The sequence below is a fragment of the Methylocystis sp. MJC1 genome, from assembly GCF_026427715.1.
Taxonomy (GTDB): domain Bacteria; phylum Pseudomonadota; class Alphaproteobacteria; order Rhizobiales; family Beijerinckiaceae; genus Methylocystis.
Window position 1 is genome coordinate 2,033,470 of sequence record NZ_CP107558.1, and the last position, 26,986, is coordinate 2,060,455.

Consider the following 26,986-nt stretch of genomic DNA (forward strand, 5'->3'; position numbering starts at 1 on the left):
CCATAGAAAATCCTGTATTCGCTTAACTCCTGGGTAACCGCGTTCTCTTACCCTTGATGACTGTAGCGTTTATGCGACGCCAATCCACGGTTGTCGCCTCGTGCAAGCGCCAGTTCCGTAAGAGGCGTGTGGCAAATGTCGAAACCGAGTCAGCTGGATCGTCTGGCGCAACCCCGTTCCCTCGCAGCTATTTTCGCGGTCGTCATGGCGTTTGTCGCTATCACGTCGATCCCGGCGGAAGCGCGCAGGCATGGCCATCGCCATCACGCCTCCTATAGTCGACACGTTTTCCATCATGCCTTCGCGCATCACAGGGGCGGCCATCATGCACGCCATGCGCGCAGCCATCGCTTCTACGCCTCGATGGCGGGGGAAGGCGGCGGCGAGATGCTCGGCGAGCACCACGGCTTCGCCGCCATCGTCGTGGACGGCAACAGCGGGAAAACCATTTACGCGCGCAACGAGCACGAGCTGCGTCACCCGGCCTCCGTCACCAAGGTGATGACGCTCTATCTTCTGTTCGAGCAGCTCGAGAAGGGCCAGCTGCGGCTCGACTCGCCGCTCATGATCTCAGGGCATGCGGCCGCCCAGGCGCCCTCGAAGCTCGGTCTGCAGCCGGGAGAGACGATCAGCGTCGAAAACGCCATCAAGGCGGTGGTCACCAAATCCGCCAACGACATCGCTTGCGCCATCGCCGAGAACATCGGCGGCGACGAAGCCAGATTTGCACAGATGATGACGCGCAAGGCCCATGCGCTCGGCATGCGCAATACGCATTACGAGAACGCCTCCGGCCTGCCGAACCCGCGGCAGATCACGACGGCCTACGACCTCGCGATCCTCGGCCGCGCGATACAGGACCGCTTCCCGCGCTATTACCGGTATTTCTCGACGCATAGCTTCGCCTATAACGGCGCTCTTCACCGCAACCACAACCATCTCCTCGGCCGGGTCGAGGGCATGGACGGCATCAAGACGGGCTATACGCGCGCCTCCGGCTTCAATCTGCTGACCTCGGTCCGCCGGCACAGCCATCATATTGTCGCCGTCGTCATGGGCGGGACCACCGCCGGCGCACGCGACCGCATCATGGCGCAGCTCATCGAGCAATATATCGGCGGTGGGGCGTCGACGCGCACGGCCGCGGCCATAACGGAAGACAACGCCGCCGAAGAAGTTGCGGTCGCCCCGACAGCGATCGAGCGCGCGCCCGCCTTCTCCGAGCCGGTCGCCGAGCGTCAGTCGGAACGGACCGCCTATGCCGCGGAAGAGCCGGCAATCGATTCCGAAACGGCCGTGGGCTCCATCCCGCGACATGCGGCGGCTCCCGTCCTGAAAGAAAAGGCCGAGAAGCCGATCGAACGCGCTCCGCAGGCCGACGCCGCCGCGCAAGTGCGCCCCGCCTTCGTCTCTGGCGTGCAGAAGCGCGTCGCCGAGGAGCCCGCCGTCACGGAGAAGAAGGGACGCGGAAAAGCGTCCGAGAAAAAGGCCGCCTCTTCCCCCATCGCCGACGGCTCGACGTCCGGCCGGCCGACCAAAGGCATTACCGTCGCGACGACGACGCCCGCCGCCATTCGCTCCACCACCAATGTGGCGAAGGTCGACGCCGCGCGACCAACGAAGCCCGGCTGGATGATCCAGATCGGCGCGGCCGAGGACCCGGCGAAGGCCAATGAGCTGCTCTCGCGCGCCCGCAGCCAGCTTCAGGGCTTCCCCGCCACCGCCAAGTCCTTCACCGAGAAGGTACAGAAGGGCAACGAAACCCTCTACCGGGCCCGCTTCGCCGGTCTCGAGGAAGATAGCGCCCAGTCCGCCTGCAAGGCGCTGAAACGCGCCGGCTTCGCCTGCTTCACCACCAAGAACTAAAAAAGAAGAGACCCCGCCGCCATGTCCGCCACCTGGGACCGCCTCGAGGGCTCCCGTCGCGCCTCAGTGATGGCGCCGCATCAGGACATCCTTAGCTTCATTCACGCGGGCGGCCAGATCCGTCGTCCCGCCAAGATCTGGATGAAGCTTTTTCATCAGATCGCGATGAGCCCGCGCAATGTCAGCGGCGGCCGCGCCCTTTTTCAGGCCGAGGATTTCGTAGGCTTCATCCTCGGTAATCGTGCCCGCTCGGCGCGCGCGCGTCTCGCCGCCCCCCGAGTCGCGGTTCGGGTCGCTTGCCGCACGCCATCCGGAAAAGCGGCGGTCCAGATACGCTTCAAGTAGCCGCGCCCCGTCCGGATCGTCGCGCTGGCACATGTTGTAGAGGTCGAGAAGCGCCGGCCGGGTCAAGGCGTCGAGGCGCTTCCCTTCGTTCTTGCCCGCGAGGATCATGCCGCGAATGGCGCCGGTCGCATGGTCCAGCTCCATCTCGATCATGGCCGAGCGCACGCGGGAGACTCCGCCGCCGCCCGCTCCGGCGTTGCGCAATCCGGCGCGCTCCGAGCGCCCCATGATCCAAAGGCCGGCCGCGCCAAGAGCGAGACCGAAGTCGATCCGCCCGCGCGCCAGCAGCAGGCCGCCGAGCGCCATCAGCAGAAATCCGCCCCCGCGCCTGATCATGCGCGCCAGAATGGCCGGCGACGCCTTCGTATAGGCCTTGAGCGCGAAGAGCGTGAGCGCGAGCGCGAAAAATCCCATCAAGACCGGCATGGCTTATCGTGACCCCATCTGCGACAGGAGCAGACGCGCAGCCCCCTCGCCCTCGCCCGCGCGTTTTTCCAGTTCCGGCAATCCGCCAACGGCATAAGCAGCGGCGGCGCCAAGCAGTTCCGCGAGACGGCGCGGCGCCGAAAGATCGAAGGCGGCATAGGCGCCGCCGGAGAGGCGCGCGATCTCCTGGAAGGCCGTCCGCGTTTTCGCGTCGCGGCCCTCCTGGAACATGAAGGCCTTGAGCCCCAGAAGGCCCATCTCGCCGGCCGCGCCGCCCAGATGATCGATCTTCTCCTCCATCGCGTCGCCGATATAGACGAGCGCGCCCACGCGCTCGGATCGCGTCTCGTCCAGGGCGTGGCTCAACACGCGGCCGATTTGCGTGTGTCCTGCCTGACAGGCAATCTGCGCCATCAGAGCGCCGAGCCCCTCGCCTTGCGAAACGAAACGCGAGGCGCGGCATTCCCTGAATCCACGGAAGTAGACAAGCTGGACGTCGAGCTCGCCTTGCGCGGCGGTGGCGCGAAACATCTCGCCCTGTATGGATTGCGCCAGATCCCACGTGGGCTGGCGGCTCATTGTGGCGTCCAAGGCGAAAATCAGCCGCCCCCGCGCGCGTTTTTCGACGACGCCGCGAGCCTTTGCGAGAAAAGCGTCGATGTCGCCATTACGTACGGGGCGCGGCGCCGGCGCCTTGTTTTGTTCGTCGCCCACTTTTTTCACGTCGCTTGTTCGTAACGATATATAAAATCGTGCCAGCGGACTACAAAGCAAGTGGCCCGAGCGAGAGTTGGAAGCTACGCCGGATGGCGCGGAACGCAAGCGCAAGAGGGGCAATTTGCAAGGGCATGATCGGACCGCGAGCCTTCTGGCTCGCTTTCGAGAGGCGCGCCTGAAGGATCGCGGTCCAGGGGCCTTGCCGACGCAGACATGTGTAAAGCGGAGCGCAATATGGAGCGTGAAACGCCTGCCACTCCGATCGCCGCTTTGCCGGCTGAGGACAGCGAGAATGTTCAGGCGCTCATGCGCCGCTTCGCGCTTGAGCTTGCAGAAAGCGGCGTGCGGGTCGCGGGCGTCACGCAGATGCGCGGCGCCGACTCGGCGGGCCGCTCGCGGATTTTCCTGCGCGACATCGCCTCGGACGCTGAATTTGTGATCTCGCAGGACCTTGGGCCGGGCTCCGTCGCCTGTAACCTCGACACAAGCGGGCTCGCCATGGCCTGCGCGGCTGTCGAGCATGCGGCGCGCGAGGGCGCTGGTCTCATCGTCGTCAGCAAATTCTCCAAGCAGGAAGCCGAACGCGGCGGTCTTTGCGACGCCTTCCGCGCCGCCATGGCCGCGCATGTTCCCGTGATTGCGGCTGTGTCGCCGCATTTTCGCGAGGAATGGCGCCGCTTCGCGGGGCCGCTCGCCGAGGATGTCGCGCCGACGCGCGAGGCGCTGCTCGAATGGTGGTCCCGCGCGCGGGTTTCAGCCTGAGGCGCGCGAGCGGAACATCAGCCTGTCAGCATGGCGCGCCCGCGATTCCGCGATGGGGGCGTCATCCGGCTCTCGGGGCCGGCAGGCGATCGCCACCAGCGCATAGCTGACGATCTGGAGCAAGAACCACGATCCGAGCTTGCCGACGCCGACCGGCTTCCAGGCCGCAAACTGATCCGGATAAAGCCAGACATGGCTGTAAGTGGCGATGTTTTCCGCAAGCCATATGAAGCAAGCCGCAAGGAAGGCCGCCAGCAGCAGCGGCATCGTCCGCCAACCGTGGTGGATGCGGTAATAGATGGTCGTGCGCCAGAAAATCGCGACGCTCGCGGCGAACAGAACGAGGCGCATGTCGGCGACATAGTGATGCGTGAAGAAATTGACGTAGATCGCCAGGGCGAGCGCGCCCACCTGCCATAGCGGCGGATGTTGGTGAAAGCGAAAATCGAAGAGCGCCCAGGCGCGCATCATATAGCTGCCGACACAAGCGTACATGAAGCCAGTAAAGAGCGGCACGCCGCCGATGCGAAAGAAGGCGGCCTCGGGATAGACCCATGAGCCATGCGCCGTCTTGAAGATCTCCATCGCCGTGCCGATGAGATGGAAGAGGAAGATCACGCCGGCCTCTTTGAGCGATTCGAAACGCAGGAGGATCAGCGCCGCTTGTACGCCAAGCGCGGCGAGGAACAGAAAATCATAGCGCGCGAGGGGCGCATGGGCGGGATAGAAGAACCGCGTCGCCAACACGAGAGCGACCATGACGCCGCCGAAGAGGCAGGCCCACGCCTGCTTGATTCCAAAGCGGATAAACTCATAGACGAAGCGGCGCGCCGGGTTTTGCGACGCCCAGGGCCCGAGGCGCGCCTCTCCTTCGACAAAGCGCGCAAGCGGCGGCCAAAGCTCCGCCGCGCTTTTTTCCCTCAATCCACGTTCATCTGACTGCCGGCGCATAAAGTAGCCCGCCCTTATTCCACAAAGCGTTCAAGCGACGCTCCATATTAAGCGGCGAGGACTGCCCGAGATTGCGCTCGAACACATCGGCGTAATTACCCACATGTTTGACGATCCGATACGGCCAGTCGCCCGGCAGCGCGAGACCGACGCCGCGGTCGCCCTCGACGCCAAGGAGATGGCGGATGCGGGGCTCCTCCGATTTCAGAGCGGCGTCGGCGTTGGCCTTTGAAACCCGCTGCTCTTCCGCGTCGATCATGAGGAACAGGGTCCATCGCACGATGGAAAGCCATTGATCGTCGCCCTGCCGCACCACGGGGCCACGCGGCGCCTTAGTGAGAAGATCAGGCAGAACGTCGTGCTCCGCAGGCGTCGCCAACTTCGTGCGCGCGGCGTAGAGCGTCGCGGCGTCCGCCGTCAGCGCTTCGCACTCGCTCTTATCGTAGCCAGCGGCAGCCTCCTCGAATGTCGCGAAGAGCTTAGGTTGATAGGACGTTTTGCGTTTGTGAAAAAAATCCGCGAGCTCCAATTCGTAGGACGTGCCCTGCTGCACGCAGACGGCGACCTCGGCGAGGTCTTGCGCCGAGGCGAAACTGCGTTGGCGGCGGACGAGAAAGGACTGGCCATCAAAGAGCGAGACGCCTGCGTAAATCACGCGCTGGCCGCCGTCGCGGGTTTGCGTCCAGGGCGCGGCGCTGGCCAGCAGATCGACCCAGCCGGCTTGCAGCGCCGGAACGCGCTCCTTTGCGCTGAGGCCGAGGAAGCGCACTTTCGTGGGATCATCGAAAATTGCGGCGGCGACGGCGCGGCAAAAATCCACGTCGAAGCCGCGCCACTCCCCGTTCTCGCCAGAGGGCTGCGCAAATCCCGGCGACTCGACGACGCCGCAGGAGAGATAGCCGCGTTTGATGACGGTCGCGAGCGTCGGCCCAGCGTCGGTCTGCGCCGAAGCGCCCTGCCCCAACAGCGTGGGCAGAAGGCCGGCAAGCACGATCGCTGTGGCGACGGCGAGAAGGAAGCGTCGTGCGATCATGGAGAGGCTCGGATTCAAACCGTCGCTATATTAGGTTCCACCCCGGCAGGCGCAAGCGGGCGCTCGGCGAGCCAGGGACCACGATGAGCGATAAACACGAAAAGCGGCAAAAAAAGCGTATGGCCACGGTTGTGACGCAAGCCGGCAGAGAGCCTTTCGAGCACTTCGGCTTCGTCAATCCGCCGATCTACCGCGGCTCCACCGTGCTCTTCCCGAGCGTTGCGGAACTGGGAGCCTTGCGCCAGCCCTACACCTACGGCACCAAGGGCACGCCCACGACGCGCGCCCTGGAAAATGCCTGGAGCGAGATCGCCGGCGGGGTGGACACGGTTCTTGTCCCGTCGGGGCTCGCCGCCATCGCTCTGGCGCTGCTTACCGCCACCAAGGCCGGCGCGCATCTTCTCGTGACCGATTCCGCCTACGCGCCCACACGCTTCTTTTGCGACGGATTCCTAACGCGGTTCGGCGTGACGACGGAATATTATGATCCTGCGATCGGCGCGGGCATATCGGCGCTCATCCGGCCCGAGACCACTGCGATCCTGCTCGAATCTCCAGGATCTCAGAGCATGGATATTCAGGACGTCCCGGCCATCGCCGCCGTCGCGCATGAAAAGGGCGTCTGCGTCATCATCGACAACACATGGGCGACGCCGCTTTTCTTTCCACCGCACGAGCGCGGCTGCGATCTCGCAATCGAGGCCGGCACGAAATATCTCTCGGGCCATTCGGACTTGCTGCTCGGCCTCGTCTCCGCCAACGCCAAATGGGCCAAGCGGCTCAGGCACACCTTCAATCTCTTCGCGATCGGCTCCGGGCCGGACGACGCCTCGCTCGCGCTGCGCGGCATGCGCACCATGGCGCTGCGTCTGCGCGAGCAGGAGCGCGCAGCGCTCGATATCGCCAACTGGCTGGCGGCGCGACCGGAAGTTGCGCGGGTGTTGCATCCCGCTTTGCCCGACCATCCGGGACACGACATTTGGAAAAGGGATTTCTCCGGCTCCTCTGGCGTCTTCTCGATCATACTGAAGCCTGTGTCCGAGGCGGCCGTCGCGGCCTTTGTCGACGGGCTGGAGCTGTTCGGGATCGGATACTCCTGGGGCGGCTATGAGAGCCTCGTGCTGCCATTCGACTGTGCGTCCTACCGCACGGCGACCAAATGGGAAGCGGAAGGTCCAGCGTTGCGCTTTTCGATCGGGCTCGAGGATGTGGCCGATCTCAAGGAAGATCTCGAAGCGGGATTTGCACGGTTGAGAGGCGAAGAGTGACGCTGCCCGCCGCACGGTAAACTCAGCCCGTCATTGCGAGCAAAGCGAAGCAATCCAGGACAGCCGTGGCGGCGCTGGGTTGCTTCGTCGCTTCGCTCCCCGCAATGACGAGGTGCGTCATCCTCAGAGGACGATCGACTTTCCGAAGGTCAGTATGATCTCCTTCAGCTCCGCTTCGTCCACCTGTTCGGCGGCCAGGGCGTAAGGAAACCAATAGGTCGCGCGCTGCGATTTTTCCGGCCATTTCTTACGCTGAACTTCGACCCGCAATGGAAACACCTCGACCAGGCATTCGACCGCCGCGCCCGATTGCAGCCGTTTCTGATAGTGGTATTCGCCGAGCTTGGTCTTCTCAATTTTGCCGTGCAGGCCGGCCTCCTGCTGCGCCTCGATGGCGGCGACGATATGCGGCTTGCGACCCTTCATCGGCCAGCCCTTGGGGATGACCCAGCGCCGGGTGTCGCGCGAGGTGGCGAGTAATATTTCGACGCCCTTCTTATCGTCGACGCGCCACGGCAATGCCCCGTATTGCATCCGCGGCAATCCGGAAGGCTTTTTCTTCGCCTTGTCGGCGGATGATTTCTTCGGGCCCTTCATGCGGGAGGCTTCGTTGGAATGGCAGCTAGCCGTCCGGTCCTGCTGGCCCAGGGCGATGCTGGTTCTATATCGGATTCCCGCGCGCCGGTCTCTGGAATAAAAGCTGTTAGCGGATTGAACTCACGCCCCATCTCGCAGATTTACCGAGTCGTGCTGCCGGTCCTGTCATCCTTCCCGAAGCTGATTTCGCCGGTTGGTCCGCTCGTCGTCGCCTGAGCGGGAGTCGACCGCGCGCTGGCGGTTCGCCGCAACATGGCGCGCAGCCGATCGCGCAAGGTAGACGACAAGAAGGAAGCGTTGCCCAGCGGAACGAACTTATCGCTGCGATAGACGAAGGCCCCCGTCTCCTCCACCAATATGTCGCCCGACTGCAATGTCGGATCGTTCCGGGCCGTCTTCTCGAAGAAGGCTTGCGACGTGCTCGGATCGTTGCAGGCGCAGCTGCTGTTCGCCTTGTCCCGAAAGGCGAAAGCAGCCGGCAGGGCCGAGTAACGATGGCCCTTGGAATTGCGAGCCGTCTCGATCGCTGCGCCGTCGTATACCTCCATGGAGGCCGACGGACAGGCGAGCTCGCAGGATTGCTGGCGCGTCGCCCGGGTGGATTTGATCAGCGGGAAAAAATAGCCGTCGCAGGTGCGCACGCAAAAACCGCCGGCGTTAGGCTCCGAGGCGAACCCGCTCCCCTCCCTCGGCTGGCCGAACCGCAATTCACCCTGCACTCCGCGACGCCGCCCCGTGGAATCAGGGTGGGTGCGCTGAGGCGCGATCTGTGGCGCGGGCTCTGGATCGGCGCCGAAAAGGAATTCGAGCAGCCCCGCCTCCGCCTGGCTGGAGAGCCCGGCGGCGAGAAGCACTGCGACGATAGCCAAAATTGGACGATAGAGCCGCATCTACGCCGTTCCCATTCCCTCGTCGCGCCCACATTGGCGACCCCGGCAGGATTCGAACCTGCGACCCACTGCTTCGAAGGCAGTTGCTCTATCCAGCTGAGCTACGGAGCCAGTCATTGTGAGCATACCGCTCCGCTAGAGGCGTAACGGTTTCATGAATAGGTCGAGCCGTCCTCAGACAGGCAACCTGCTACATAAATATGTCGATTCTGGCGACCCCGGCAGGATTCGAACCTGCGACCTACTGCTTAGAAGGCAGTTGCTCTATCCAGCTGAGCTACGGGGCCGTGGGATTCCGGGGCTAATGCGTCCACAAACCGATGCGATTGGTCCTGAAATTATCTGAATAGGAAACCGTGCGACGCGAGGCTGTCTCGGGCTTGGGCTCCTCCACACGATAGGGAATTCCCTCGCGCTCCGCATAAGCGATCGCTTCTTCCTTGGTCTCGAAACGCAGGCGGATCTGCTGCTTCATGTCGGCGGAGCTGGTCCAACCCATGAGCGGCTCGATCGAGCGCGGCAGCTCGGGGTCGAAAACGAGACACCAGGCCTTGGCGGAAGCCGGTCCCGACTGCGTCACGCTCGGCGATTGGCGATAGATGCGAGCCGTCATCTCAACCTCTTGCTTCATTTAGAGCGGCGGCTGGCGCCGCCTTCGTCTCAATTGCCGCGTTCCAGGCGCAAGCCTTCGCTTCCTTCGTAATCAGCCGAAGATAATTTGCAACCCGAACTTTTCAGTTATGCGACCTTTCGGGACGGCCGCGACCTTTTGGCCAGCTGACGATCCTGCGAGCCTGGACGCTCGCGATCCAGGCAAGAATGTTGGTCGGGGCAGCAGGATTCGAACCTGCGACCTGAAGTACCCAAAACTTCCGCGCTACCAGGCTGCGCTATACCCCGACAAACTGGCGACAAGCCTTCCCTTCGCTATCATGCGGCGCCGTCCCCTACAAGGCGGGTTCCCTAGCGCCTGAAGGCCGGATGCCGGATCTGATCGCCGGCTTTAATGCCGATTTTATCGGCGGCGCCGGCATTGAGCTCGATGACGGCATAGGCCGGGCCGCCGGATGAAATGACCTCCTCCGACATGGGGACCGTATTGGCCGCGACCTTCGTCACCACGCCCTGGCGTGAGACGAAGATCATGTCCAGAGGAAGGTAAGTATTCTTCATCCACATCATCACCGGCCCTTCGACATGAAAGTCAAAGAGCATGCCCTGATCTTCCGGCATGGATTTGCGGTACATCAGGCCCTTGGCGCGCTCGCTCGGCTTGTCCGCGACCTCGACCCGGAACTCGTGAGTCCCCGTCGAGGTGACGATTTCCAGCCGCTCGAGCGAGGTTTCCGCTCTCGCTCCGACGATCGCCACAAACAGGATGAGCGCAGGGAGCAGCGCTCGGAAGACCGGCAGAAAACCCGAACGGCTCACCATGGCAGCGCTACTCGCCATATGCGCACTCCACGATCGACATAAGCTTTCGGCCAAAACCGGCCAGCGCCGCTTTTCAATGGGAGGAATTCTTGGCTTCGAGCGGACGCACCTCCGCGGCCATCAGCCCCTTCGGTCCATCGCCGTAACGCACCAGCACGCTGTCGCCTGGCTTGAGCTCGGTCATTCCGAAGCGTCGCACTGTCTCCATGTGCAAGAAGATGTCTTCCGTGCCCTCGCCGCGCGTGAGGAAGCCGAATCCCTTCACGCGGTTGAACCACTTTACGATGGCGATTTCATAGCCGCTCGACGCCTTGACTTGGACATGCGTGCGGCCCGCCGGGGACTGGGCCGGATGCACGGCCGTGGTTTCGTCCATCGCAAGCACGCGGAAGACCTGCATGCCCTTCGAGCGATTTTGCGCCTCACAGACCACGCGCGCGCCCTCGAAAGCGGTTTGATGGCCACTACGACGCAGAATGGTCACATGCAGGAGAATATCGGGCGAACCGTCGTCCGGAACGACGAAGCCATACCCCTTGGCGACGTCGAACCATTTGATGCGCCCGGCAATTTCGATAAGATCAAGAGCCTCTTCGCTCTCGGTGGTGGACAAAGCGTCCAACTCTGCAAAAGTCACCTTCGCTCCCAACCGACCAACTCCCCGTGCTGATCCAGAGCATTCGACCGGCGCAGTCTGCGAGCTAAAAAATCTCGAATCGCTGCGTGCCAAATGAATCACTGAGGTAAAGATATCATTGACGGCGTCTCGTCCAACCAAAGAATTCGTTCGCGAGCGCAAAACCTTGTGGATACACGTGAAGAGGGCAATTGTTTGATCTTCGCCCTGCGCGAAAACGAGGCATTGGCAATTCGATTTGATTTGAATTTCTTTTGTGCTGTAGATGTTCTAGCAGGCTGCTGCAGCGCAACAGTTGGGAGGCGTCGCCATGCGCCCCCTGTATCCGCGTCCGACGGCGGCGTTTACCAGGATTTGACAAATCCGCCGCCGCGCGCAATCGAAAGCTGCGCGGACTTGCCGAGCAAGGCAATCCCGCCCCTTTCACCCATCTTGGAGCCGCCGCATGACCGATCTTTCGACTGCGCATTCGGGCGTTTTTGCTGCGCAAGGCGCAAGCGCGCGCGACGCCTCCCCTTACGATCTCGCGGCGATGGTGGCGGCGCGTGAAGACGAACGCTTCTCGCTACACACCAAATACCTCAATGAAATGTGGGTGCGCGTGCTCAAGACGATCGGCTACGACGTCGGATTCACGCGCGGCCTCGGCCCCTATCTGTGGGACCGCAAAGGCGACCGCTATATCGACCTCTTGAGCGGCTGGGGTGTGTTCGCAATCGGCCGCAACCATCCGGCCGTGCGCGAGGCCCTCGTCAGCGTCATCGACGGCGAATTCGCCAATCTGGTCCAGCTCGATGTTTCGACGCTCGCGGGCATTCTCGCCGAGAAGCTCATCGAGCGCGCGCCTTATCTCGAGAAAGTCTTCTTCGCCAACTCGGGCGCCGAGTCGATCGAAGCCGCGATCAAATTCGCGCGCGCCGCCACGGGACGTCCCGGCATCCTTCACTGCGCGCATTCCTTCCACGGCCTTACTTATGGTTCGTTGTCAATGAATGGCGACGAGATATTCAAGAAGGGCTTCGGGCCGCTGTTGCCGAATGCGCAGGAAATCCCCTTCGACGATCTCGCCGCGCTGGAGCAGGCGCTCGCCGCGCGCGATGTCGCGGCCTTCTTTGTCGAGCCGATTCAAGGCAAGGGCGTCAACATTCCCGCCGACGATTATCTCGCCGGCGTGCAGGCGCTCTGCCGCAAATATGGAACGCTGTTCGTCGCCGACGAAATCCAGACCGGCATCGGCCGCACCGGCAAATTCTTCGCGATCGACCATTATGCGGGGGTGGAGCCCGATATGATCGTCGTCGCCAAGGCGCTTTCGGGCGGCCATGTGCCGGTCGGCGCCGTGCTCACGCGCAAATGGGTCTTCGACAAGGTCTTCGACCGTATGGACCGCGCCGTCGTGCACGGCTCGACTTTCAGCAAGAACGATCTCGCCATGGCGGCGGGCGTCGCGACGCTGGACGTGATCAAGAACGAGCGCATCGTCGAAAATGCTGCAGCGAAAGGCGCGCGCCTGCTCTCCTCGTTCCGCAGGATGGCCGAAGGCTATGAGCTCGTCTGCGACGTGCGCGGCAACGGACTTATGATCGGCGTCGAATTCGGCCCGCCGAAGTCCCTCAAGCTGAAAGCGGCGTGGAATCTGCTCGAGACCGTCAACTCCGGCCTCTTCTGCCAGCTCATCTCCATCCCGCTATTCCGCGACCACAAGGTGCTGACGCAAGTCGCCGGCCACGGCAACCACACGATCAAACTGCTGCCGCCCTTGACGCTGACGGACGCCGATTGCGACTGGATCGAAAGCGCCTTCGACGCGGTCATTGCGGACGCGCATGACGCGCCTTCCGCCGTCTGGTCGCTCGGCAAGACGCTGGCCGGCCACGCGATCAAGGCGGGCATCGGCCGCTGATCCCTCAGGTCGCGGCGAGAGCTTTATCGTCGCGGCCGGAACGCTATTTGCCCTGAGTGTGAGGCGCGCGGCCGAGGCGCGCCAATTTCGGACAGCTGCGGCGCAAGCGCGCTTCAACCGCTCCGATCCGACACGAAAGGGCGCCTGCCATGCGTTTCATTTCAGGATTTCGCGCGGCCGCGATTGCGGGAGCGATCATTTTGCTCCCCGGAGCGCAGGCTGGCGGCTTCGGCGGCGGGCATGGCGGCGGCTTTGGCGGCCACGCCTTTAGCCGAGGCGGTTTTGACGGCCACCGTGGCGGCCTCGGTCCTCTGCCGGGCTATGGCGCGAACGCCTATGCGCCTGGGCAGGGCAATACGGGCGCGGCGGGCTGGAATGGCGGCAATTGGCGCGGCTTCACCAGAGGGCCCTTCGGCTATTTCGGCGGAGGCTGCTGCGGGGGCGGTTATGGCGGCGAGGGCGTCGCGATTGTCCCCGGCGGTTCTGCCAACCTCTTCAATTACACCTACAACGACTATCGCCGGCGGGACGGCGGCTTCTATGGCGGCGGCGGCGTCTTCTATGGCGACGACGGCTATAGCCGTCTTTATTCGATCCGCCCGCCGGGAGACTACAGCGAGCCGACTTACGGCCCCACGGGCTACGCGCCCTACTCAGTTTACCGTCCTTCGCAGCACATCTTTTACCTGCCGGACAACAATCCGCGCGCGGCGCGAAAAGCTGCTCGCCATGCAGCCGAGTATTGAGTTTCATTGACGCTTATGTCGCGTCGTAATCAGGGGGTGAGTAACATGCGTTTTATTTCAATCGTCCGGTCGCTTGGTCTGGCCGGCGCAGCCGCGGGGCTCCTCGCCGCGAGCAACGCCTGCGCACAGGACTTCACGGCTCCCTTCTTCGGCGGCGGCTATGCGCCGGGGCCGAGTTACGCCTATAGCGGTTACAATGGAGGCTACGAAGGCGGTTACGATGGCGGCGCGGTCGGTTATGACCAGGGCTATTACCAGGGCGGATACCAATATCCGGCCGGCGGATATGGCGGCGGGGCCTATCGCCGCGCAGCCTACAGCGGCGCCGACGTCTATCGGAACTCGCGCTATGCCTACGGCCGGACCTATGAGCGCTCCTATGTCGTGCCGCGGACGGTCTATCGGCCTTACGTGCGCACGCATTACGTGCCGGTGACGACGTACCGCGCGTACAATACGGTCTCCTATCGGCCGGTCACGCAATATCGGGTCGTGCGCAAGCGCTGCCACTGCGAAACGATTTACTAAAAAACAAAGCGGCGGCCCGAGAGGCCGCCGCAAAACACTCTTGATAAGTACACCGAGCCTTTAGGCTCGCTTTTTTATTACGAGCCTAAGGGCCCGCGGTCCGACTTTCAGGCGTGGATCTCTTTATTGTAGTCCTCGACCATCGCACGCGAGACCGCGCCCGGCGTGAAGCTGTATTTTCCGCCGATCTCCGAGACCGGGGTGACTTCCGCGCCCGTGCCGCAGATGAAGCATTCGTCGAACGACGCCATCTCTTCCGGCATGATGCGGCGCTCGATGATCTCGATTCCGCGACGCTTGGCGAGGTCGATCACCGTGCGGCGCGTGATGCCGTCGAGGAAGCAATCCGCGATCGGCGTATGCAGCGCGCCGTCCTTCACAAAGAAGACATTGGCGCCGGTGCATTCCGCGACCCTGCCCTGCCAGTCGAGCATCAGCGCATCGGCGTAGCCGCGCCGCTCGGCGCGGTGCTTCGAGATGGTGCAGATCATGTAGAGGCCGGCGGCCTTCGCCAAGGACGGCGCCGTGCGCGGGTCTGGGCGGCAATATTCCGCGATGTCGAGCTTGATGCCCTTCATCTTGGTGGCGATGTCGAACATGCTCGGCCAGTCCCACATCGCGATAGCGACATGGATGGTCGAGTTCTGCGCTGCGACCGCCATCATCTCGCTGCCGCGCCAGGCGACCGGGCGGACGTAACAGTCGGTGAAATTATTCGCCTTCAGCGTCGCGTCCTTGGCCGCGACCAGCTCGTCGACCGTGTAAGGAATCTCGAAATCGAGAATTTGCGCCGAATTCTTGAAGCGCTCCGAATGCTCGACCGACTTGAAGATCTTGCCGCCATAGGCGCGCTCGCCCTCGAAGACGCAAGAGCCGTAATGGAGGCCGTGTGAGAGAACATGCAGCTTCGCGTCGCGCCACGGGACGAGCGCGCCGTTGTACCAAATGAATCCGTCGCGCTGATCGAAGGGCGGAACAATCATGGCAAGCTCCGGGAAAACGGCGCCTTGGCAAGGCCCGGCTGGCCGCCTAGACGCTCGCATGAACCACTAGCCATCGGTCAGAAATATGTCAATATAGCTGACATAAAATCCAGCTTCGCGAGCATAAAGCTCACGGTCCCGCAGCGAGGAAAAAGCGTCTTGAGCGAGCTTCTCGAGCGAAAGACCGCCGGGCTGGCGGCGGACGCCACTGTCCCCCCGGGTGGCGCTCGGGCGGCGCGCCGCATGGAGGACGACGCCGAGGCGCTCGATCTGGTCGAGCTCTTTTTCTTCGCCTATCGCGATTTCGTCGGCGACGCGGACCGCCTGTTGGAGAATTACGGGTTCGGGCGGGCGCATCATCGCGTGCTGCATTTCGTCCACCGCAGGCCTGGCCTCACGATCGCGGCGCTGCTCGATATTTTGAAAATCACCAAGCAGAGCCTCAACCGCGTGCTCAAGCAGCTTCTCGACGCCGGTTTCGTGGAGGCGCGCGCTGGGGCCGTCGACCGGCGCCAACGTTTGCTTTATCCCACGCCGCGCGGCGCGCAGCTCGCGCGTGACCTCGCGGCCCTGCAATCGGCGCGCTTCCGCCGCGTCATGGAAGAACTGCCGTCCCCAGCGCGCGACGCCGCGGCTGAGTTTCTGTTCGCGATGATCGACAAGGAGGAGCGCGACAGGGTGCGCAACCTTCTCGGCCGGCCGGACCTCGGCCGCGACGAGCGGTAAGCGCCGATGCCCTCCTCGCCGTCTCCAACGATCTCGCAGCAAAATCCGAACGCCGGGGCGAAGGGCGCACATATTCTCGTGGTCGACGACGATCAGCGAATCCGTGCGCTTCTGACGCGCTATCTGATGCGCGAAGGCTATCTCGTCAGCGCCGCCGCCGACACGCGGGAGGCCTCTGAGCTGCTCGAGGACATGGCGTTCGATCTCATCGTGCTCGACGTCATGATGCCTGGCGAAAGCGGCACGCGATTCACCGCGCGGCTGCGCGAGGGTCCTGAACCCATGCGCTCGGCGCCGATCCTCATGCTCTCGGCGCTCCACGAAACCCGCAACCGCGTCGAGGGCCTGGAGGCCGGCGTCGACGACTACCTCGCCAAGCCTTTCGATCCGCGCGAATTGTCTCTGCGCATCGCCAGCATTTTACGACGCGCCCGCCGGCCCGAGACCGTCGATCCGCTCGTGCGCTTCGGCCCTTTCGCCTATGATCCCGCGCGCGCCGAGCTCACCTGCCTCGGCGAGGCGGTGCGGCTCACGACACGCGAGCGCGATGTGCTGCAGATTCTCGTCGAACATTCGGGCGCCATTGTTTCGCGTCAGAGTCTCGCCAGTCGCGAGTCGGAGCCGAAGGCGGCGGAGCGGTCGGTCGATGTCGAAATCGCCCGCCTGCGGCGCAAGATAGAAATCGACCCGAGTGCGCCCCGTTATTTACAAACGGCGCGCGGCCAGGGATACCGGCTCGTCGTCGACGCGCCGCGCGCGAAGAAAATGCAAAGCTAGGGGCGACAATGTCCGTCGTGATTGCCGAGGTTCTTTCTGCGCCGCTCCAGATTTGGCGCCGCTTCGCCGACTGGCTGCATGCGCGCATGCCAAAGGGCCTTTACGCGCGCGCGCTGCTGATCGTCATCCTCCCCGTCGTGCTGCTTCAGTCGGCGGTGGCCTATGTGTATATGGAACGGCACTGGGAGGTCATGACCTATCGCCTCTCCGGCGCAGTGGCGCGGCAAGTGGCGACGATCGTCGACGCCTACCAGACCTTTCCGGATGACGCCGGCCACAATCAGCTGCGTCGCATCGCGGCGCTCGATCTCAACATGGAGCTCACGCTCCTGCCCAAGGAGCCGCTGCCGGAGCCTCTTGCCAAGAAGCCGATCTTCTCCTTGCTCGACAAAGCGCTGTCGATCGAATTGTCGCGCAAGCTGCTGCAGCCCTATTGGATCAACACCGGGTTCTCGGCCGATCGCATTGAAATCCGTGTCGCGCTGAATGACGCGACCTTGCGGATGCTGATCTTCCGCTCGCACGCCTATGCGTCGAACTCCTATATTTTCTTCATGTGGATGGCGATCGCTTCGATCATCATTCTCGCAATCGCCACGTCGTTCCTGCGTAATCAGATCCGGCCCATCCTGCGGCTGGCCCGTGCGGCGGAGGAGTTCGGCAAGGGCCGCGACGTGCAATTCAGCCCGCGCGGCGCGCGCGAGGTGCGCCAGGCCGGGGCCGCCTTCGTGGAGATGAAGCGCCGTGTCGAACGTGCGATCGAGCAGCGCACCACCATGCTCAATGGCGTCTCGCACGATCTGCGCACCATCATCACGCGCTTCAAGCTTTCGCTCGCCTTGATGGGCGACACGAACGAAACGGGTGAGATGCGCAAGGACGTCGACGAGATGGAGCGCATGGTCGAGGCCTATCTCGCCTTCGCGCGCGGCGACGGCGGCGAGACATCCACGCCGACGGACATCAAGGCGATCCTCGAAGAGCTGAAGGCCGATACGGAGCGCCGCGGCGAGGTCGCCACACTCCAAATCGAGGGCGACCCGATCGTCGTCGCGCGCCCCGCGGCGATCAAGCGTCTGCTCGCCAATCTGGTCGGCAACGCCCAGCGCTATGGCAAGACGTTGGCCTTTTCCCTCGTCAACGACGGCGAGTCGATGATCGTCCACATCGACGACGACGGGCCGGGGATTCCGGTCGAGCGGCGCGAAGACGCTTTCCGGCCGTTCTACAGGCTGGACGAATCGCGCACTCAGGACAGCGGCAATTCGGGACTTGGGCTCGCGATCGCGCGCGACATTGCGCGTTCGCACGGCGGCGACATCACCCTCGACCGCAGTCCGCTGGGCGGGCTGCGGGCGACGGTGACGCTGCCGATTTAGGCTGAATGGTGCGGATATTCGTCTTCGGCGTGGCCGTGGCGGCGGCGGCGCATCGCGCCGCCGAATTCGAAGAGCCGGTTCGCCATATCGGCAAAAGGCCGCGTGATGCGGGCGAAGTCCTCGACATGCTCGACATAGCGCTCGCCGCGGGCGATCTCGCGGTCGAGCGTCTCCAGCGCGAAGGAGAACCCGTCCTGGAACCAGGCGTCGAGCACCCTGCCCCAGGCCATCGCCAACCCTTGCAACTTCAATGAGCCGACCGGACCGTCGCAATCGATGTCGGCTGCCTCCAGCATGAAGCGCATGGAGTTGAGGGTCTCGCGATTGAGCGCGGCGCTGGTCAGCGGGTCGCGCGTCGACCAGCGGAAGATGCTGGCGAGCGCGTCGCGGTGGGGCTCCAGCACCTCCAGCCGCTTGCGCAGCACCTCGTAAAGCCGATCGCGCGCCGGATCATGCGAGTCCTGGGCCGAGATGGCCTCCAGCACGTCGCGGTCGATACGCCGGTTGAAGCCGCCGATAATCGCCCCCTTAGAGGGGAAGAGATCGCGCAAATCGGCGAGCGAAATACTTGCCTCATGGGCGATATCGGTGAGGCTGACGTCGCCGAAGTCGCGGCGCGCCGCCAGCTTCAAAGCGGCGTCGATCACCCTGTTTCGGACGCTCATCTTCGTTCTCCGATGTCTGTTGTCTTGTGGCGTAATTTATTGCTCCGCCATCAAGGGGCAAGCCGGACTGCTCAGCCAGATAGTTCGCCGGCGCGCTTTTTCGCCGCCGCCACCGCGCGCGACATCAGCGGCGCGAGGCCGTCCTCGGCCATCAGCACGGAGAGCGCCGCCGCCGTCGTGCCGCCCGGCGAGGTGACGCGCTGACGCAAGGTCTCGGCCGAAACATCCGCCTGCCGATGCAGGAGCTCGCCAGCGCCTTCTATGGTCGCGCGGGCGAGACGGCCAGCAAGATCCGCGGGAAGGCCCGCCTCGACGCCGGCGGCGGCCAGACATTCCACGAGATAGAAAACATAAGCCGGGCCAGAACCGGAGACCGCCGTCACCGCGTCGATCAGCGCCTCGCTCTCGACCCATTCGACCTGTCCGGCCGCGGCGAGCAACGCATGCGCCAAGGCCCTCTGTCCCTGGCTTGTCACGGGGCTCGCAAAAGCGCCCGTCACGCCGCGCCCGATGGCCGCCGGCGTATTGGGCATGGCTCGCACGATGGCTTGAGCGGTCGGCAGCCGCGCGCCGATATCGGCGATGCGCTTGCCCGCAAGGATAGAAACGACGACCGACTCGGGCCCCACGAAAGGCGCAGCCGCCGACGTCCCCGCCTCCAGCATCTGCGGCTTGGTGGCGAGGATCACCGCGTCGCGCGCGCCCCCCGCTCCGGCGTCGAGCGAATAGCCTTTCGCCGCGCAGACTGCTTGCAGCCGCTCCGACGGATTTGGATCGATGACGGCGACCCCATCGCCAACGAGCCCCTCCGCCGCCCAGCCCTCGAGCATGGCGAGCCCCATATTGCCCGCCCCGATCAGCGCGACACTCTTGCCCTCGAGCGCCCGGTTCACGCCTCGCCCTTTGTCTCGAAATTGGCGGCCTCTAGAGCTTCCTTAGCGGATTTGCCCGCCCAGAGCACGAATTGGAAGGCCTGATAATAGCGCTCGCAAGAAGAAAGCGCATTGTCCAGAAGCGCCGCGCATTGTGGGGCGGAGGGCTGCGCGCCCCCGGAGAGGATCAGCCCATGGCGGTGCATGGCGACATTCTCCTGCGGCCAAAAATCGAAATGGCCGATCCACATCTGCTCGTTGATGGCGTTGACGAGCGCCATCACCTCGCGGCGGCGACGCTCCGGCGCCTTGAGGTCGAAAGCACAGCTCACATGCAGCGTTTCGAGATGCGGCAGCCAGGTGAAGGCGACGTGGTATTCCGTCCAGGCGCCGGCGACCGAAATGGAAATCTCGTCATCGTCCTCGCGGTCGAATGACCAATCATTTGTGGCGGCAAGCTGCTCCACGACATCCACCGGATGTTCGGCGCGTTCCGTTTCTTTTTCTGTAGCGATCAGCATAGCCAACCTTCATCGGAGTGTCAGCAGGACGCGGCGACCAACAGCAACATAATGTGACGCATTACGAAGCGTCGAGTAACAGGCGTCTCCCGATCAGCAGAGCGCTCAGTGCGGACGAATCACCCGCGAAAGCCACTATACTCCACCTGTCTGGAAACGCATGAGGATCGGGATGGCCCGTCAACTTGGGACATAGACTGCGGGATTCGGCTTTCGTCGTCTATGCCCGCCACCCCCTATTCCACAGATAGACGCCGGGGCCCTCAAAAAAACTTTGGAGAACTCCGGCCGTTACTTTCCGCGCTTGAATCGTCAACCGTTTTGCAACTCTGCCGAGCGCTACGGCTGTGGACAAATTCAAGGCTGCATGATGACCGGCGATCCCACGCTGACGCGGGAATAGAGGTCCACAACATCCTCGTTCAGCATGCGAATGCAGCCATAGGAGGCGGCGGTGCCGACGGAAGCGCGCATTTTCGCCGTCGTGCCATGGATCGCGACCTCGCCGCGGTCGAGGGTCAGCGCCGCGACGCCCATCGGATTGCGGGGCGAGCCGCCGGGAATCAAGTGCGGAAGCTCGGGATGGTCGGCGCGAACGACCGCCGGCGGCGACCAGTCCGGCTCGTAATATTTACCGTCGACGGCGGCGTAGCCCGACCATTCCTTGCCGCGCTTTGGCACGGCCACCGGATAGCGGATGGCGACGCCGGGGCGCACCACATAAAACAGCCTGCGCTGGCTGGCGCTGATGACGATCGTGCCCGGCTCGACGCTGGGCGCGAAGGCGACGGTGTCGCGGGCCGAGGCGACCTGCGGCAAGAGGGCGAAACCGAGCGCCGCGGCGGCGCCGAAAATTACGGCTTGGAGAGACGAGCTACGCATGGGACTCACCTTTAACTGGACGCCCGACACGGAAAGATTTCGATGCTTTGCATTTTAGCTTCAGCTAAGGCCCTGTCTAAGCGTTCCGTGTCTTGCGGTTAGTGCTTAACCTTAAGGTTTTTCGCATGTTGCGCTCATGCAACAGCGGCCTTCGCCTTTATTTAGCCCTCTCTGCGCCAAAATCCGTGCGGGTGCGCACTTGCCCCCTGAGGACGGCTGGGTGATAGGAAAAACAGATGGAAAAACAAAGCTTCCCGCCGAAAATTTTCGACCGCGCGCTGCTGCACGCACGGCTCCGACGGGCGCTCGCCAAGGGCGCCCCCGACTTCCTGCTGGCGCGGGCGGCGGACGACCTTCTCGACCGGCTCCTAACCGTTAAGCGCAGCTTCCCGCGTTCACTAGATTTGGGGGCGCCGGCCGAACATTTTGCCGAAGCGATCGTCGCCAGCGGCCGCGCCACGCCGCTGCGGGCGAGCCGCCTCGGCGGCGCCGTGATCGCGGACGAAGAGGCCCTGCCTTTCGCGCCTGGTTCGTTCGATCTCGTGGTTTCGGGCATGGCCCTGCAATGGGTGAACGACCTGCCGGGCGTCTTCGCCCAGGTGCGCCGCATCCTCGCGCCGGACGGTCTGTTTCTGGCCTGCCTGCCCGGCGGCGCGAGCCTCGTGGAGCTGCGCGTGGCGCTGGCCCAGGCCGAGGAGGAAGTCACAGGCGGCGCGAGCCCGCGCGTCTCGCCCTTCGTCGACGTGCGCGACATGGGCGGGCTGCTGCAGCGCGCGGGCTTCGCCCTCCCCGTTTCCGACGTCGACAGCTTCACGCTGCGCTACGACTCGCTCTTGGACCTGATGGCCGATCTGCGCGCCATGGGCGCGGCCAATGTGCTCGTCAAGCGCGCCGCGCGTCCGCTGCGGCGCGACGTGCTTGCCCGCGCCGCGCAGATTTACGCCGAGCGCTTCTCGGATCCGGATGGGCGGGTGCGCGCAAGCTTCGAAATCGTCTGGATTTCCGGCTGGGCGCCACATGAGAGCCAGCAAAAGCCGGCCAAACCAGGTTCCGCCACCATGCGGTTGGAGAATGCGATGAAGACGGCGCGCAGCTCCCAGGAAGAGTAGCTTTTCTCGCTACCGCTCCAGCAATCCCCGATCGGACCGACACCCGCCGGCGGCGCGTCTCTGATTGCTTCAGCCTAGCGAAAACTTTGGCCACAATGAAAATTTGAACGGGAATTCGATACTCTAGAAATGATGGTTGGAATAACTGTTGTAATTCGGAAAGATAGGACTATCTTAATACAATCAGGTTTCGGCCGGACGATCTTACTTTCTCTCTCGTCATTGGCGAGTCGGCTTGTGGTTTCCTCTCCAGAACTTTGATTTCCCGCGGCGGCGAACCTCGCCTCCGCGCAACTGCTCCTGGAAAGGACATCTCATGCAAATTGGCGTCGTCAAGTGGTTCAACGCAAACAAGGGCTTCGGCTTTATCGAGCCTGAGGCGGGCGGCCCGGATGTGTTCGTTCACGTCACCGCCATCGAGCGCGCCGGCCTCCCCTCGCTCGTCGAGGGGCAAAAGATCGGCTACGAGCTCCTCGTCGATAAGCGTAGCGGCAAGTTTTCCGCTGATCAGCTGCAGCTTCAGGGCTGAGCCATCTCACGCCTTTGGCCGACCGCGGATGTACCGGCGGTCCGATGGTGAGGGATTTGGAGGGCGGCGACCGGGTTCGCTGCTCTCCATGTAACCGGCTCTCTCCAACATAGGGCGTAACGGACATGGCCAAAGAGCAACGCCGCGGCAACCGCGAAGCGAAAAAGCCAAAAAAAGATAAATCGGTCGGCGCGCCGGCGGCAGCGAACCCCGCGCCATGGGCCACGGTCGAGAAGCTGAAAGCCCGCGACCCTGGCAAGAAGAAGTAACCGTCTAGCCATACGAAAGCGAACATGACCGACTACATCCGCGCGCGCGAACGCTATCGGAGCGCCAAAACAATCACGGTCGCGACCCACAAGTTCGACATAGGGTCGCACGTCTCCCACAGAGTCGGCGCGTCGGCCGAGGCTGGCCTGTATCGCGTGACGCGCCATCTTCCGGATGGGGGACAAGGACTGCAGTACCGCATCCGGTCCGACCGGGACGGTCAAGAGCGCGTCGTCGTGGAGTCGTCCCTTCAGCGCGCGATGTTCTAGAAAAACACGAACTTTGGAGGCGGAAATGGATGCAACGGATTATGCGTCGGAAGCCTCGCTCTATTACGCGAAGAGCCCACATTCTAAGCAGAAATCATTGGTTTTCAGACGGTTTACAATAGCAGCGGAGGCGATCCGTTTCGCCGTCGAGGAACTATCGCCACAGATCCTCAACGGATGCTCGCTGGAAGTGAACGAGGACCATTATTTCGGCCGCGAGATCCGCCCACTCTATGACGACGGCGCGTTTCCATTGCGCCGTCGCACAGTGCACCCTAAGGGGAAATCTTGACAATCACTCGTCGCGTCCTGACCGGAGCCGGCTCCCAGGGACGCTGATAGACGAATTGGATTGTCGCCCGACCCGGCTCAAGCGCGCGAATTGTCCAGCTATGCGCTCCCGGCGCGCCGGGGAGGCTCTCGCCAGGCTGCGTATGGCCTCCATCGGAAATGGCGACGCGATCGAGCCCCGTGCTCGCGCGGGTATCGACGCCCCAGCTGTATCCCGTCGAGAGATTTTCCTCGTTTGAGACGACGAAAATATCTCCGGGCTTCATCCGATGAAACAAGCCGTCATCCGGCGAGGCTTGCAGGCCAGTCACGCTGAGCGCGACAAATGGAACTGACAAAAAAGCGATAAACCGTCTCATACCAGCGCCCCCTCGCGGGCCAGCTGATGTTGGGCGATGAGTGCGGCGATACGCAGCGCCGCCATCCCCGCCCCCTCCTCCCGCCTGACCTCCTCGGCCACCGCCAAGGCTCGCGCCTCGTAGCTTTTGTCGAAGGCCGCGAGTTCGTCATACAACGCCTGCGCCGTCGCCGTCTTGCCGTCCAGCACGCGGGCGACCCCCAGCCTTTGCAGCCGCTCGGCGTTGTCGAACTGATCGCCAAGGAAGGGCGTCACCAGCTGCGGCCGTCCAGCGCGCAGCGCCTGCCCCGTCGTGCCGATGCCGCCATGGTGGACCACCGCGCGCGCCCGCGGAAAAACGAGCGAATGCGGCGCGTAGGACGAGATGTGAACATCAGCGCCCAACTCCGCGGCGAGTTCCGCTACATCGTCCTCATGCGCAAGCAGCACGGCGCGCCGCCCGAGCCGTCGGGCAGCCGCGATGCAATCGCGGTAAAAGTCGCATCGCGCGCGGACCACAAAGCTGCCCAATGTGAAAACGAACGGCGCCTCACCAGCCGCGAGAAAGGCGGCAAGCTCTGACGGCAGCCGCCCGCCTTCGAGATACCGGTCGTGGAAGGTATGCCCGGCAATGAAGGTCCGCCGCCCGTGATCGGGCTGCGGCGGCGCCAGCATCGGACTGAACAGGCCAATGACCGCGTCGCTGGATTTCACCCCCAGCAGCAAGTCGAGCCCATAACGCGGATCGAGCCCGACATCGCGCCGCAGCCGACGCAACGGCTCCGCCCAAAGCGCGATGGCGTGGGAGAGCGACCAGAGCAGGAGCCGATTATAGACGATTTCGATCGGCCATGCGGGGGCGCTACGGAGCGGCATGCGCGAGCCGAGCGGCGGATCATACGCCGAGTAGAGCATCATGGGCGAGAGCAACACGGTGGCGAGCGGCAGGCCGCGCTTTTCCGCCGCGACCCGGGCGGCGAAGGCAAGGCTGTGCGAGACGACCGCAACCGCCCCCTCGCTAGCCAGGAGGAGATCGTCGTAGGTCTCCCGAAGATGCGGGAAAATCAGCGAGTCGAACAGGAACTTGTCGTCCTCCGACATTTTGCGGGCAATCTCGCCCATATCCATGCCGAGCCGCGCGGTGAGATCATCGGCGTCGGGCCTGATGGGCGCGAAGCTGATCCCCTCGCCCTTGATAAATTCCGCATAGGCTGCGCTCGTCGCGATAACGGGCGCAAAACCTTCACGCGCCAGGGCGTGCGCAAGCGCGACGAAGGGGTGCAAATCGCCCAGCGACCCGAAGGTTGCGATCAGGATTTTCCGGGGGGTCAGGAGCCGTGCCTTTTCTTTCTCTGGATAATTCGGCGAAAAAAGCGCATTTGAAAGGTTGGAAACTGAAAAGCCGGCCGCCCAAAGTTGGGCCACGCCAAAGGTATAAAATGACTTTGTCACAGACCATCGCCGCGGAAAAGCCCTCGCTTGCCGGAATGACGCGCGCCGAAATTGGCGACGCCCTGCGCGCGCTGGGCCTGCCCGAGCGCGAAATCCGCATGCGCGTCTCGCAAATCTGGCAGTGGGTTTATTTTCGCGGAGCGCGAGACTTCGGCGAGATGCTGAACGTCTCCAAGACCTTGCGCCAGACACTCGACGACGCCTTCCAGCTGCGCCTGCCGCAGATCGTCGAGGAGCAGATTTCCGTCGACGGCACGCGCAAATGGCTGCTGCGGATGCAGCCCCTCGACGCGCTCGATAAGGGCGCGGAGGTCGAGTGCGTCTACATCCCCGAGAGTGACCGGGGCACGCTTTGCGTTTCATCCCAGGTCGGCTGCACGCTCAATTGCAGCTTCTGCCACACGGGCACGCAAAAGCTCGTGCGTAATCTGACGACCGCGGAGATCGTGGGTCAGCTTCTCGTCGCACGCCAGAGGCTCGGCGATTTCCCCGACCGCGAGCGCCCCACCGACGGCCTCGTTCCCATGGGCGAAGGCGTGCGCGCGGTCTCCAACATCGTTTTCATGGGCATGGGCGAGCCGCTCTACAATATCGACAATGTCATGGCCGCGATCGACGTGATGGCGGACGGCGACGGGCTGTCGCTCAGCAAGCGCCGCATCACCGTCTCGACCTCGGGCGTCGTGCCTGAGATCGAGCGGCTCGGCGCCGATTGCGGCCCGGCGCTCGCCATATCGCTTCACGCCGTGCGCGACGACCTGCGCAATGTCCTCGTGCCGATCAACAAGAAATATCCGATCAAGGAGCTGCTGCAGGCCTGCCGCGACTATCCCGGCGTCAGCAACGCCAGGCGCATCACCTTCGAATATGTGATGCTCAAGGGCGTCAACGACAGCCCTTCGGAAGCGCGCGAGCTGGTGCGGCTCTTGAAGGGCGTTCCCGCCAAGATAAATCTCATTCCCTTCAATCCGTGGCCGGGCGCGCCATATGAATGTTCGGATTGGGAGACGATCGAGCGCTTCTCGGATATCGTCTTCAACGCCGGCTACGCCAGCCCCGTGCGCACGCCGCGCGGCCGCGACATTCTCGCCGCCTGTGGTCAATTGAAGAGCGAGACGGAGAAACTGCGCGCAAGGGCGCGGCTGGCGGCGCAGGAGGCTGCGGAGTAAAAGGCGGCGGGGCGTATGTCGCATCTCGTTCTTCTCGGCGACGCGACCTTCGACAACGGCGCCTATACGGCCGGCGGGCCCGCCGTCATCTCCCAAGTGAGGAAGCGAATTCCCGTCGGCTGGCGTGCGACGCTCGTCGCCGTCGACGGCGCGACGATCGCCGATATAGGCGCGCAACTCGCAAGGCTTCCAGCGGACGCAGAGCGGCTTTTTCTCAGCGTCGGCGGTAACGATCTCTTGCAGCAGGCCGATATACTGGGCGCGCCGGTGACCACCAGCGCCGAGGCCTTCGATTTGCTGGGCGCCGCGGCGCGCCGTTTCGAGGCCGCCTATCGCGACATGCTGCGCCCCTGCTTGCAGATCGACCGCCATATGGCGATCTGCACGGTCTATTCCGGCAATTTCCCTGAGCCGACGCTTCAGCGTCTGGCGGAGATCGCGCTCGCGCCTTTCAACGACGCGATCATCCGCATTGGGGTCGAGCACGGGCTGACAATCCTCGACCTGCGCCTCATCTGCAGCGCGCCGGCGGATTACGCCAATCCGATCGAGCCCTCCGCCATCGGTGGCGGGAAGATCGCAGAGGCCATCGTCAGCGCGGCGAAGAACGACAAGACGCGATTGCGCAGCGCGCGGATCATCGGGTGATATT

At 63.6% G+C, this 26,986-nt stretch carries 32 protein-coding genes and 3 tRNA genes; 16 read left to right on the top strand and 19 right to left on the bottom strand.

All coding sequences use genetic code 11. From position 1 onward, the window contains the following. Nucleotides 1-135: 135 nt before the first annotated feature. On the top strand, nt 136-1,866 hold the full coding sequence (locus tag OGR47_RS09830) for a serine hydrolase (protein WP_165048618.1): 1,731 nt from the start codon (nt 136-138) through the stop codon (nt 1,864-1,866). 63 nt (nt 1,867-1,929) lie between these two features. Here OGR47_RS09830 and OGR47_RS09835 read toward each other — a convergent pair whose 3' ends face one another. Then, entirely contained in the window at nt 1,930-2,637 is a 708-nt protein-coding gene (locus tag OGR47_RS09835) for a DnaJ domain-containing protein (protein ID WP_165048620.1), read from the bottom strand. A 3-nt stretch (nt 2,638-2,640) separates the two neighbouring features. Next, nucleotides 2,641-3,351 (bottom strand): VWA domain-containing protein, encoded by a 711-nt coding sequence (locus OGR47_RS09840; protein ID WP_165049162.1) that lies wholly within the window; start codon nt 3,349-3,351, stop codon nt 2,641-2,643. 237 nt (nt 3,352-3,588) lie between these two features. Here OGR47_RS09840 and OGR47_RS09845 point away from each other — a divergent pair, with 237 nt between their 5' ends. After that, on the top strand, nt 3,589-4,116 hold the full coding sequence (locus OGR47_RS09845; RefSeq protein ID WP_165048622.1) for a DUF2478 domain-containing protein: 528 nt from the start codon (nt 3,589-3,591) through the stop codon (nt 4,114-4,116). On the opposite strand, the gene OGR47_RS09850 is transcribed toward OGR47_RS09845, so the two are convergent. Together OGR47_RS09850 and OGR47_RS09855 are read right to left on the bottom strand one after the other, a co-directional pair. After that, nucleotides 4,108-5,067, bottom strand: coding sequence for a DUF817 domain-containing protein (locus OGR47_RS09850; RefSeq protein WP_165048625.1), 960 nt, complete (start codon nt 5,065-5,067; stop codon nt 4,108-4,110). The genes OGR47_RS09845 and OGR47_RS09850 overlap by 9 nt on opposite strands. Further along, complete coding sequence (locus OGR47_RS09855) at nt 5,048-6,100, bottom strand: amino acid ABC transporter substrate-binding protein (RefSeq protein WP_165048627.1); 1,053 nt, start codon at nt 6,098-6,100, stop codon at nt 5,048-5,050. Before OGR47_RS09855 ends, OGR47_RS09850 begins: the two co-directional genes overlap by 20 nt. A gap of 83 nt (nt 6,101-6,183) precedes the next feature. Here OGR47_RS09855 and metC point away from each other — a divergent pair, with 83 nt between their 5' ends. Next, nucleotides 6,184-7,368: a cystathionine beta-lyase gene (gene metC / locus OGR47_RS09860; protein WP_165048629.1), complete on the top strand. Its 1,185-nt coding sequence runs from the start codon at nt 6,184-6,186 to the stop codon at nt 7,366-7,368. 123 nt (nt 7,369-7,491) lie between these two features. Here metC and OGR47_RS09865 read toward each other — a convergent pair whose 3' ends face one another. The 8 genes from OGR47_RS09865 to OGR47_RS09900 form a co-directional block, all read right to left on the bottom strand. Then, complete coding sequence (locus tag OGR47_RS09865) at nt 7,492-7,965, bottom strand: NUDIX hydrolase (protein WP_165048631.1); 474 nt, start codon at nt 7,963-7,965, stop codon at nt 7,492-7,494. Nucleotides 7,966-8,105: 140 nt separating this feature from the next. Beyond that, on the bottom strand, nt 8,106-8,855 hold the full coding sequence (locus tag OGR47_RS09870) for a DUF2865 domain-containing protein (protein WP_165048633.1): 750 nt from the start codon (nt 8,853-8,855) through the stop codon (nt 8,106-8,108). Between the two features lie 34 nt (nt 8,856-8,889). After that, nucleotides 8,890-8,966 (bottom strand) — tRNA-Arg (locus tag OGR47_RS09875). 99 nt (nt 8,967-9,065) lie between these two features. Next, a tRNA-Arg gene (locus tag OGR47_RS09880) sits at nt 9,066-9,142 on the bottom strand. A gap of 14 nt (nt 9,143-9,156) precedes the next feature. Beyond that, a complete protein-coding gene (locus OGR47_RS09885; protein ID WP_165048636.1) occupies nt 9,157-9,468 on the bottom strand; it encodes an ETC complex I subunit in 312 nt (103 codons plus the stop codon). Between the two features lie 210 nt (nt 9,469-9,678). Beyond that, nucleotides 9,679-9,755, bottom strand: a tRNA-Pro gene (locus tag OGR47_RS09890). Nucleotides 9,756-9,818: 63 nt separating this feature from the next. Continuing rightward, nucleotides 9,819-10,307: a DUF192 domain-containing protein gene (locus tag OGR47_RS09895; RefSeq protein ID WP_246729548.1), complete on the bottom strand. Its 489-nt coding sequence runs from the start codon at nt 10,305-10,307 to the stop codon at nt 9,819-9,821. Nucleotides 10,308-10,362: 55 nt separating this feature from the next. After that, nucleotides 10,363-10,938, bottom strand: a complete 576-nt coding sequence (locus tag OGR47_RS09900; protein WP_165048639.1) for a cold-shock protein — start codon at nt 10,936-10,938, stop codon at nt 10,363-10,365. 433 nt (nt 10,939-11,371) lie between these two features. Here OGR47_RS09900 and OGR47_RS09905 point away from each other — a divergent pair, with 433 nt between their 5' ends. From OGR47_RS09905 to OGR47_RS09915, 3 genes are all read left to right on the top strand, one after another. Continuing rightward, a complete protein-coding gene (locus tag OGR47_RS09905) occupies nt 11,372-12,829 on the top strand; it encodes an aspartate aminotransferase family protein (RefSeq protein WP_165048641.1) in 1,458 nt (485 codons plus the stop codon). A gap of 149 nt (nt 12,830-12,978) precedes the next feature. Continuing rightward, on the top strand, nt 12,979-13,575 hold the full coding sequence (locus tag OGR47_RS09910) for a hypothetical protein (protein WP_165048470.1): 597 nt from the start codon (nt 12,979-12,981) through the stop codon (nt 13,573-13,575). A gap of 45 nt (nt 13,576-13,620) precedes the next feature. Continuing rightward, complete coding sequence (locus OGR47_RS09915) at nt 13,621-14,103, top strand: hypothetical protein (RefSeq protein WP_165048644.1); 483 nt, start codon at nt 13,621-13,623, stop codon at nt 14,101-14,103. Between the two features lie 107 nt (nt 14,104-14,210). Here OGR47_RS09915 and OGR47_RS09920 read toward each other — a convergent pair whose 3' ends face one another. Beyond that, on the bottom strand, nt 14,211-15,086 hold the full coding sequence (locus OGR47_RS09920; protein WP_165048647.1) for a branched-chain amino acid aminotransferase: 876 nt from the start codon (nt 15,084-15,086) through the stop codon (nt 14,211-14,213). 159 nt (nt 15,087-15,245) lie between these two features. Between OGR47_RS09920 and OGR47_RS09925 the strand changes: the two genes are divergently transcribed. The 3 genes from OGR47_RS09925 to OGR47_RS09935 are packed head-to-tail and all read left to right on the top strand — an operon-like array spanning nt 15,246 to nt 17,968. Then, nucleotides 15,246-15,812: a MarR family winged helix-turn-helix transcriptional regulator gene (locus OGR47_RS09925; protein WP_371824422.1), complete on the top strand. Its 567-nt coding sequence runs from the start codon at nt 15,246-15,248 to the stop codon at nt 15,810-15,812. A 6-nt stretch (nt 15,813-15,818) separates the two neighbouring features. Further along, nucleotides 15,819-16,589: a response regulator gene (locus OGR47_RS09930; protein ID WP_165048649.1), complete on the top strand. Its 771-nt coding sequence runs from the start codon at nt 15,819-15,821 to the stop codon at nt 16,587-16,589. 8 nt (nt 16,590-16,597) lie between these two features. Beyond that, nucleotides 16,598-17,968 carry an ATP-binding protein gene (locus tag OGR47_RS09935; RefSeq protein WP_165048650.1) on the top strand — a complete coding sequence of 457 codons (1,371 nt, stop codon included), beginning with the start codon at nt 16,598-16,600 and terminating at the stop codon, nt 17,966-17,968. Here OGR47_RS09935 and OGR47_RS09940 read toward each other — a convergent pair. The 4 genes from OGR47_RS09940 to OGR47_RS09955 all read right to left on the bottom strand — a co-directional run bounded on the left by OGR47_RS09940 (nt 17,965) and on the right by OGR47_RS09955 (nt 20,908). After that, on the bottom strand, nt 17,965-18,633 hold the full coding sequence (locus tag OGR47_RS09940; protein ID WP_165048652.1) for a TetR family transcriptional regulator: 669 nt from the start codon (nt 18,631-18,633) through the stop codon (nt 17,965-17,967). The genes OGR47_RS09935 and OGR47_RS09940 overlap by 4 nt on opposite strands. A gap of 71 nt (nt 18,634-18,704) precedes the next feature. Next, on the bottom strand, nt 18,705-19,526 hold the full coding sequence (gene proC / locus OGR47_RS09945; RefSeq protein WP_165048654.1) for a pyrroline-5-carboxylate reductase: 822 nt from the start codon (nt 19,524-19,526) through the stop codon (nt 18,705-18,707). Next, a complete protein-coding gene (locus tag OGR47_RS09950; RefSeq protein WP_165048656.1) occupies nt 19,523-20,026 on the bottom strand; it encodes a YbjN domain-containing protein in 504 nt (167 codons plus the stop codon). The genes proC and OGR47_RS09950 overlap by 4 nt, the downstream gene beginning before the upstream one ends. A 357-nt stretch (nt 20,027-20,383) precedes the next feature. Beyond that, nucleotides 20,384-20,908 carry a L,D-transpeptidase gene (locus OGR47_RS09955; RefSeq protein WP_165048658.1) on the bottom strand — a complete coding sequence of 175 codons (525 nt, stop codon included), beginning with the start codon at nt 20,906-20,908 and terminating at the stop codon, nt 20,384-20,386. 236 nt (nt 20,909-21,144) lie between these two features. Here OGR47_RS09955 and OGR47_RS09960 point away from each other — a divergent pair, with 236 nt between their 5' ends. The 5 genes from OGR47_RS09960 to OGR47_RS09980 all read left to right on the top strand — a co-directional run bounded on the left by OGR47_RS09960 (nt 21,145) and on the right by OGR47_RS09980 (nt 23,377). Beyond that, nucleotides 21,145-22,017 (top strand): methyltransferase domain-containing protein, encoded by an 873-nt coding sequence (locus OGR47_RS09960; RefSeq protein WP_165048660.1) that lies wholly within the window; start codon nt 21,145-21,147, stop codon nt 22,015-22,017. A gap of 316 nt (nt 22,018-22,333) precedes the next feature. After that, nucleotides 22,334-22,546, top strand: coding sequence for a cold-shock protein (locus OGR47_RS09965; RefSeq protein WP_165048662.1), 213 nt, complete (start codon nt 22,334-22,336; stop codon nt 22,544-22,546). A 125-nt stretch (nt 22,547-22,671) separates the two neighbouring features. Beyond that, nucleotides 22,672-22,815, top strand: a complete 144-nt coding sequence (locus OGR47_RS09970; protein WP_165048664.1) for a hypothetical protein — start codon at nt 22,672-22,674, stop codon at nt 22,813-22,815. 24 nt (nt 22,816-22,839) lie between these two features. Then, nucleotides 22,840-23,085: a hypothetical protein gene (locus OGR47_RS09975; RefSeq protein WP_165048666.1), complete on the top strand. Its 246-nt coding sequence runs from the start codon at nt 22,840-22,842 to the stop codon at nt 23,083-23,085. 25 nt (nt 23,086-23,110) lie between these two features. Next, complete coding sequence (locus OGR47_RS09980) at nt 23,111-23,377, top strand: hypothetical protein (RefSeq protein WP_165048669.1); 267 nt, start codon at nt 23,111-23,113, stop codon at nt 23,375-23,377. On the opposite strand, the gene OGR47_RS09985 is transcribed toward OGR47_RS09980, so the two are convergent. Then, complete coding sequence (locus tag OGR47_RS09985; RefSeq protein ID WP_165048671.1) at nt 23,361-23,735, bottom strand: protease inhibitor I42 family protein; 375 nt, start codon at nt 23,733-23,735, stop codon at nt 23,361-23,363. The genes OGR47_RS09980 and OGR47_RS09985 overlap by 17 nt on opposite strands. Beyond that, the gene (locus OGR47_RS09990; protein ID WP_165048673.1) at nt 23,732-25,165 is read right to left on the bottom strand and encodes a glycosyltransferase; all 1,434 of its coding nucleotides are present in this window, start codon (nt 25,163-25,165) and stop codon (nt 23,732-23,734) included. Before OGR47_RS09990 ends, OGR47_RS09985 begins: the two co-directional genes overlap by 4 nt. Here OGR47_RS09990 and rlmN point away from each other — a divergent pair. Continuing rightward, nucleotides 25,153-26,334: a 23S rRNA (adenine(2503)-C(2))-methyltransferase RlmN gene (gene rlmN, locus OGR47_RS09995; RefSeq protein ID WP_165048675.1), complete on the top strand. Its 1,182-nt coding sequence runs from the start codon at nt 25,153-25,155 to the stop codon at nt 26,332-26,334. The genes OGR47_RS09990 and rlmN overlap by 13 nt on opposite strands. A gap of 15 nt (nt 26,335-26,349) precedes the next feature. After that, the gene (locus OGR47_RS10000) at nt 26,350-26,982 is read left to right on the top strand and encodes an SGNH/GDSL hydrolase family protein (RefSeq protein ID WP_165048677.1); all 633 of its coding nucleotides are present in this window, start codon (nt 26,350-26,352) and stop codon (nt 26,980-26,982) included. Nucleotides 26,983-26,986 lie beyond the last annotated feature (4 nt).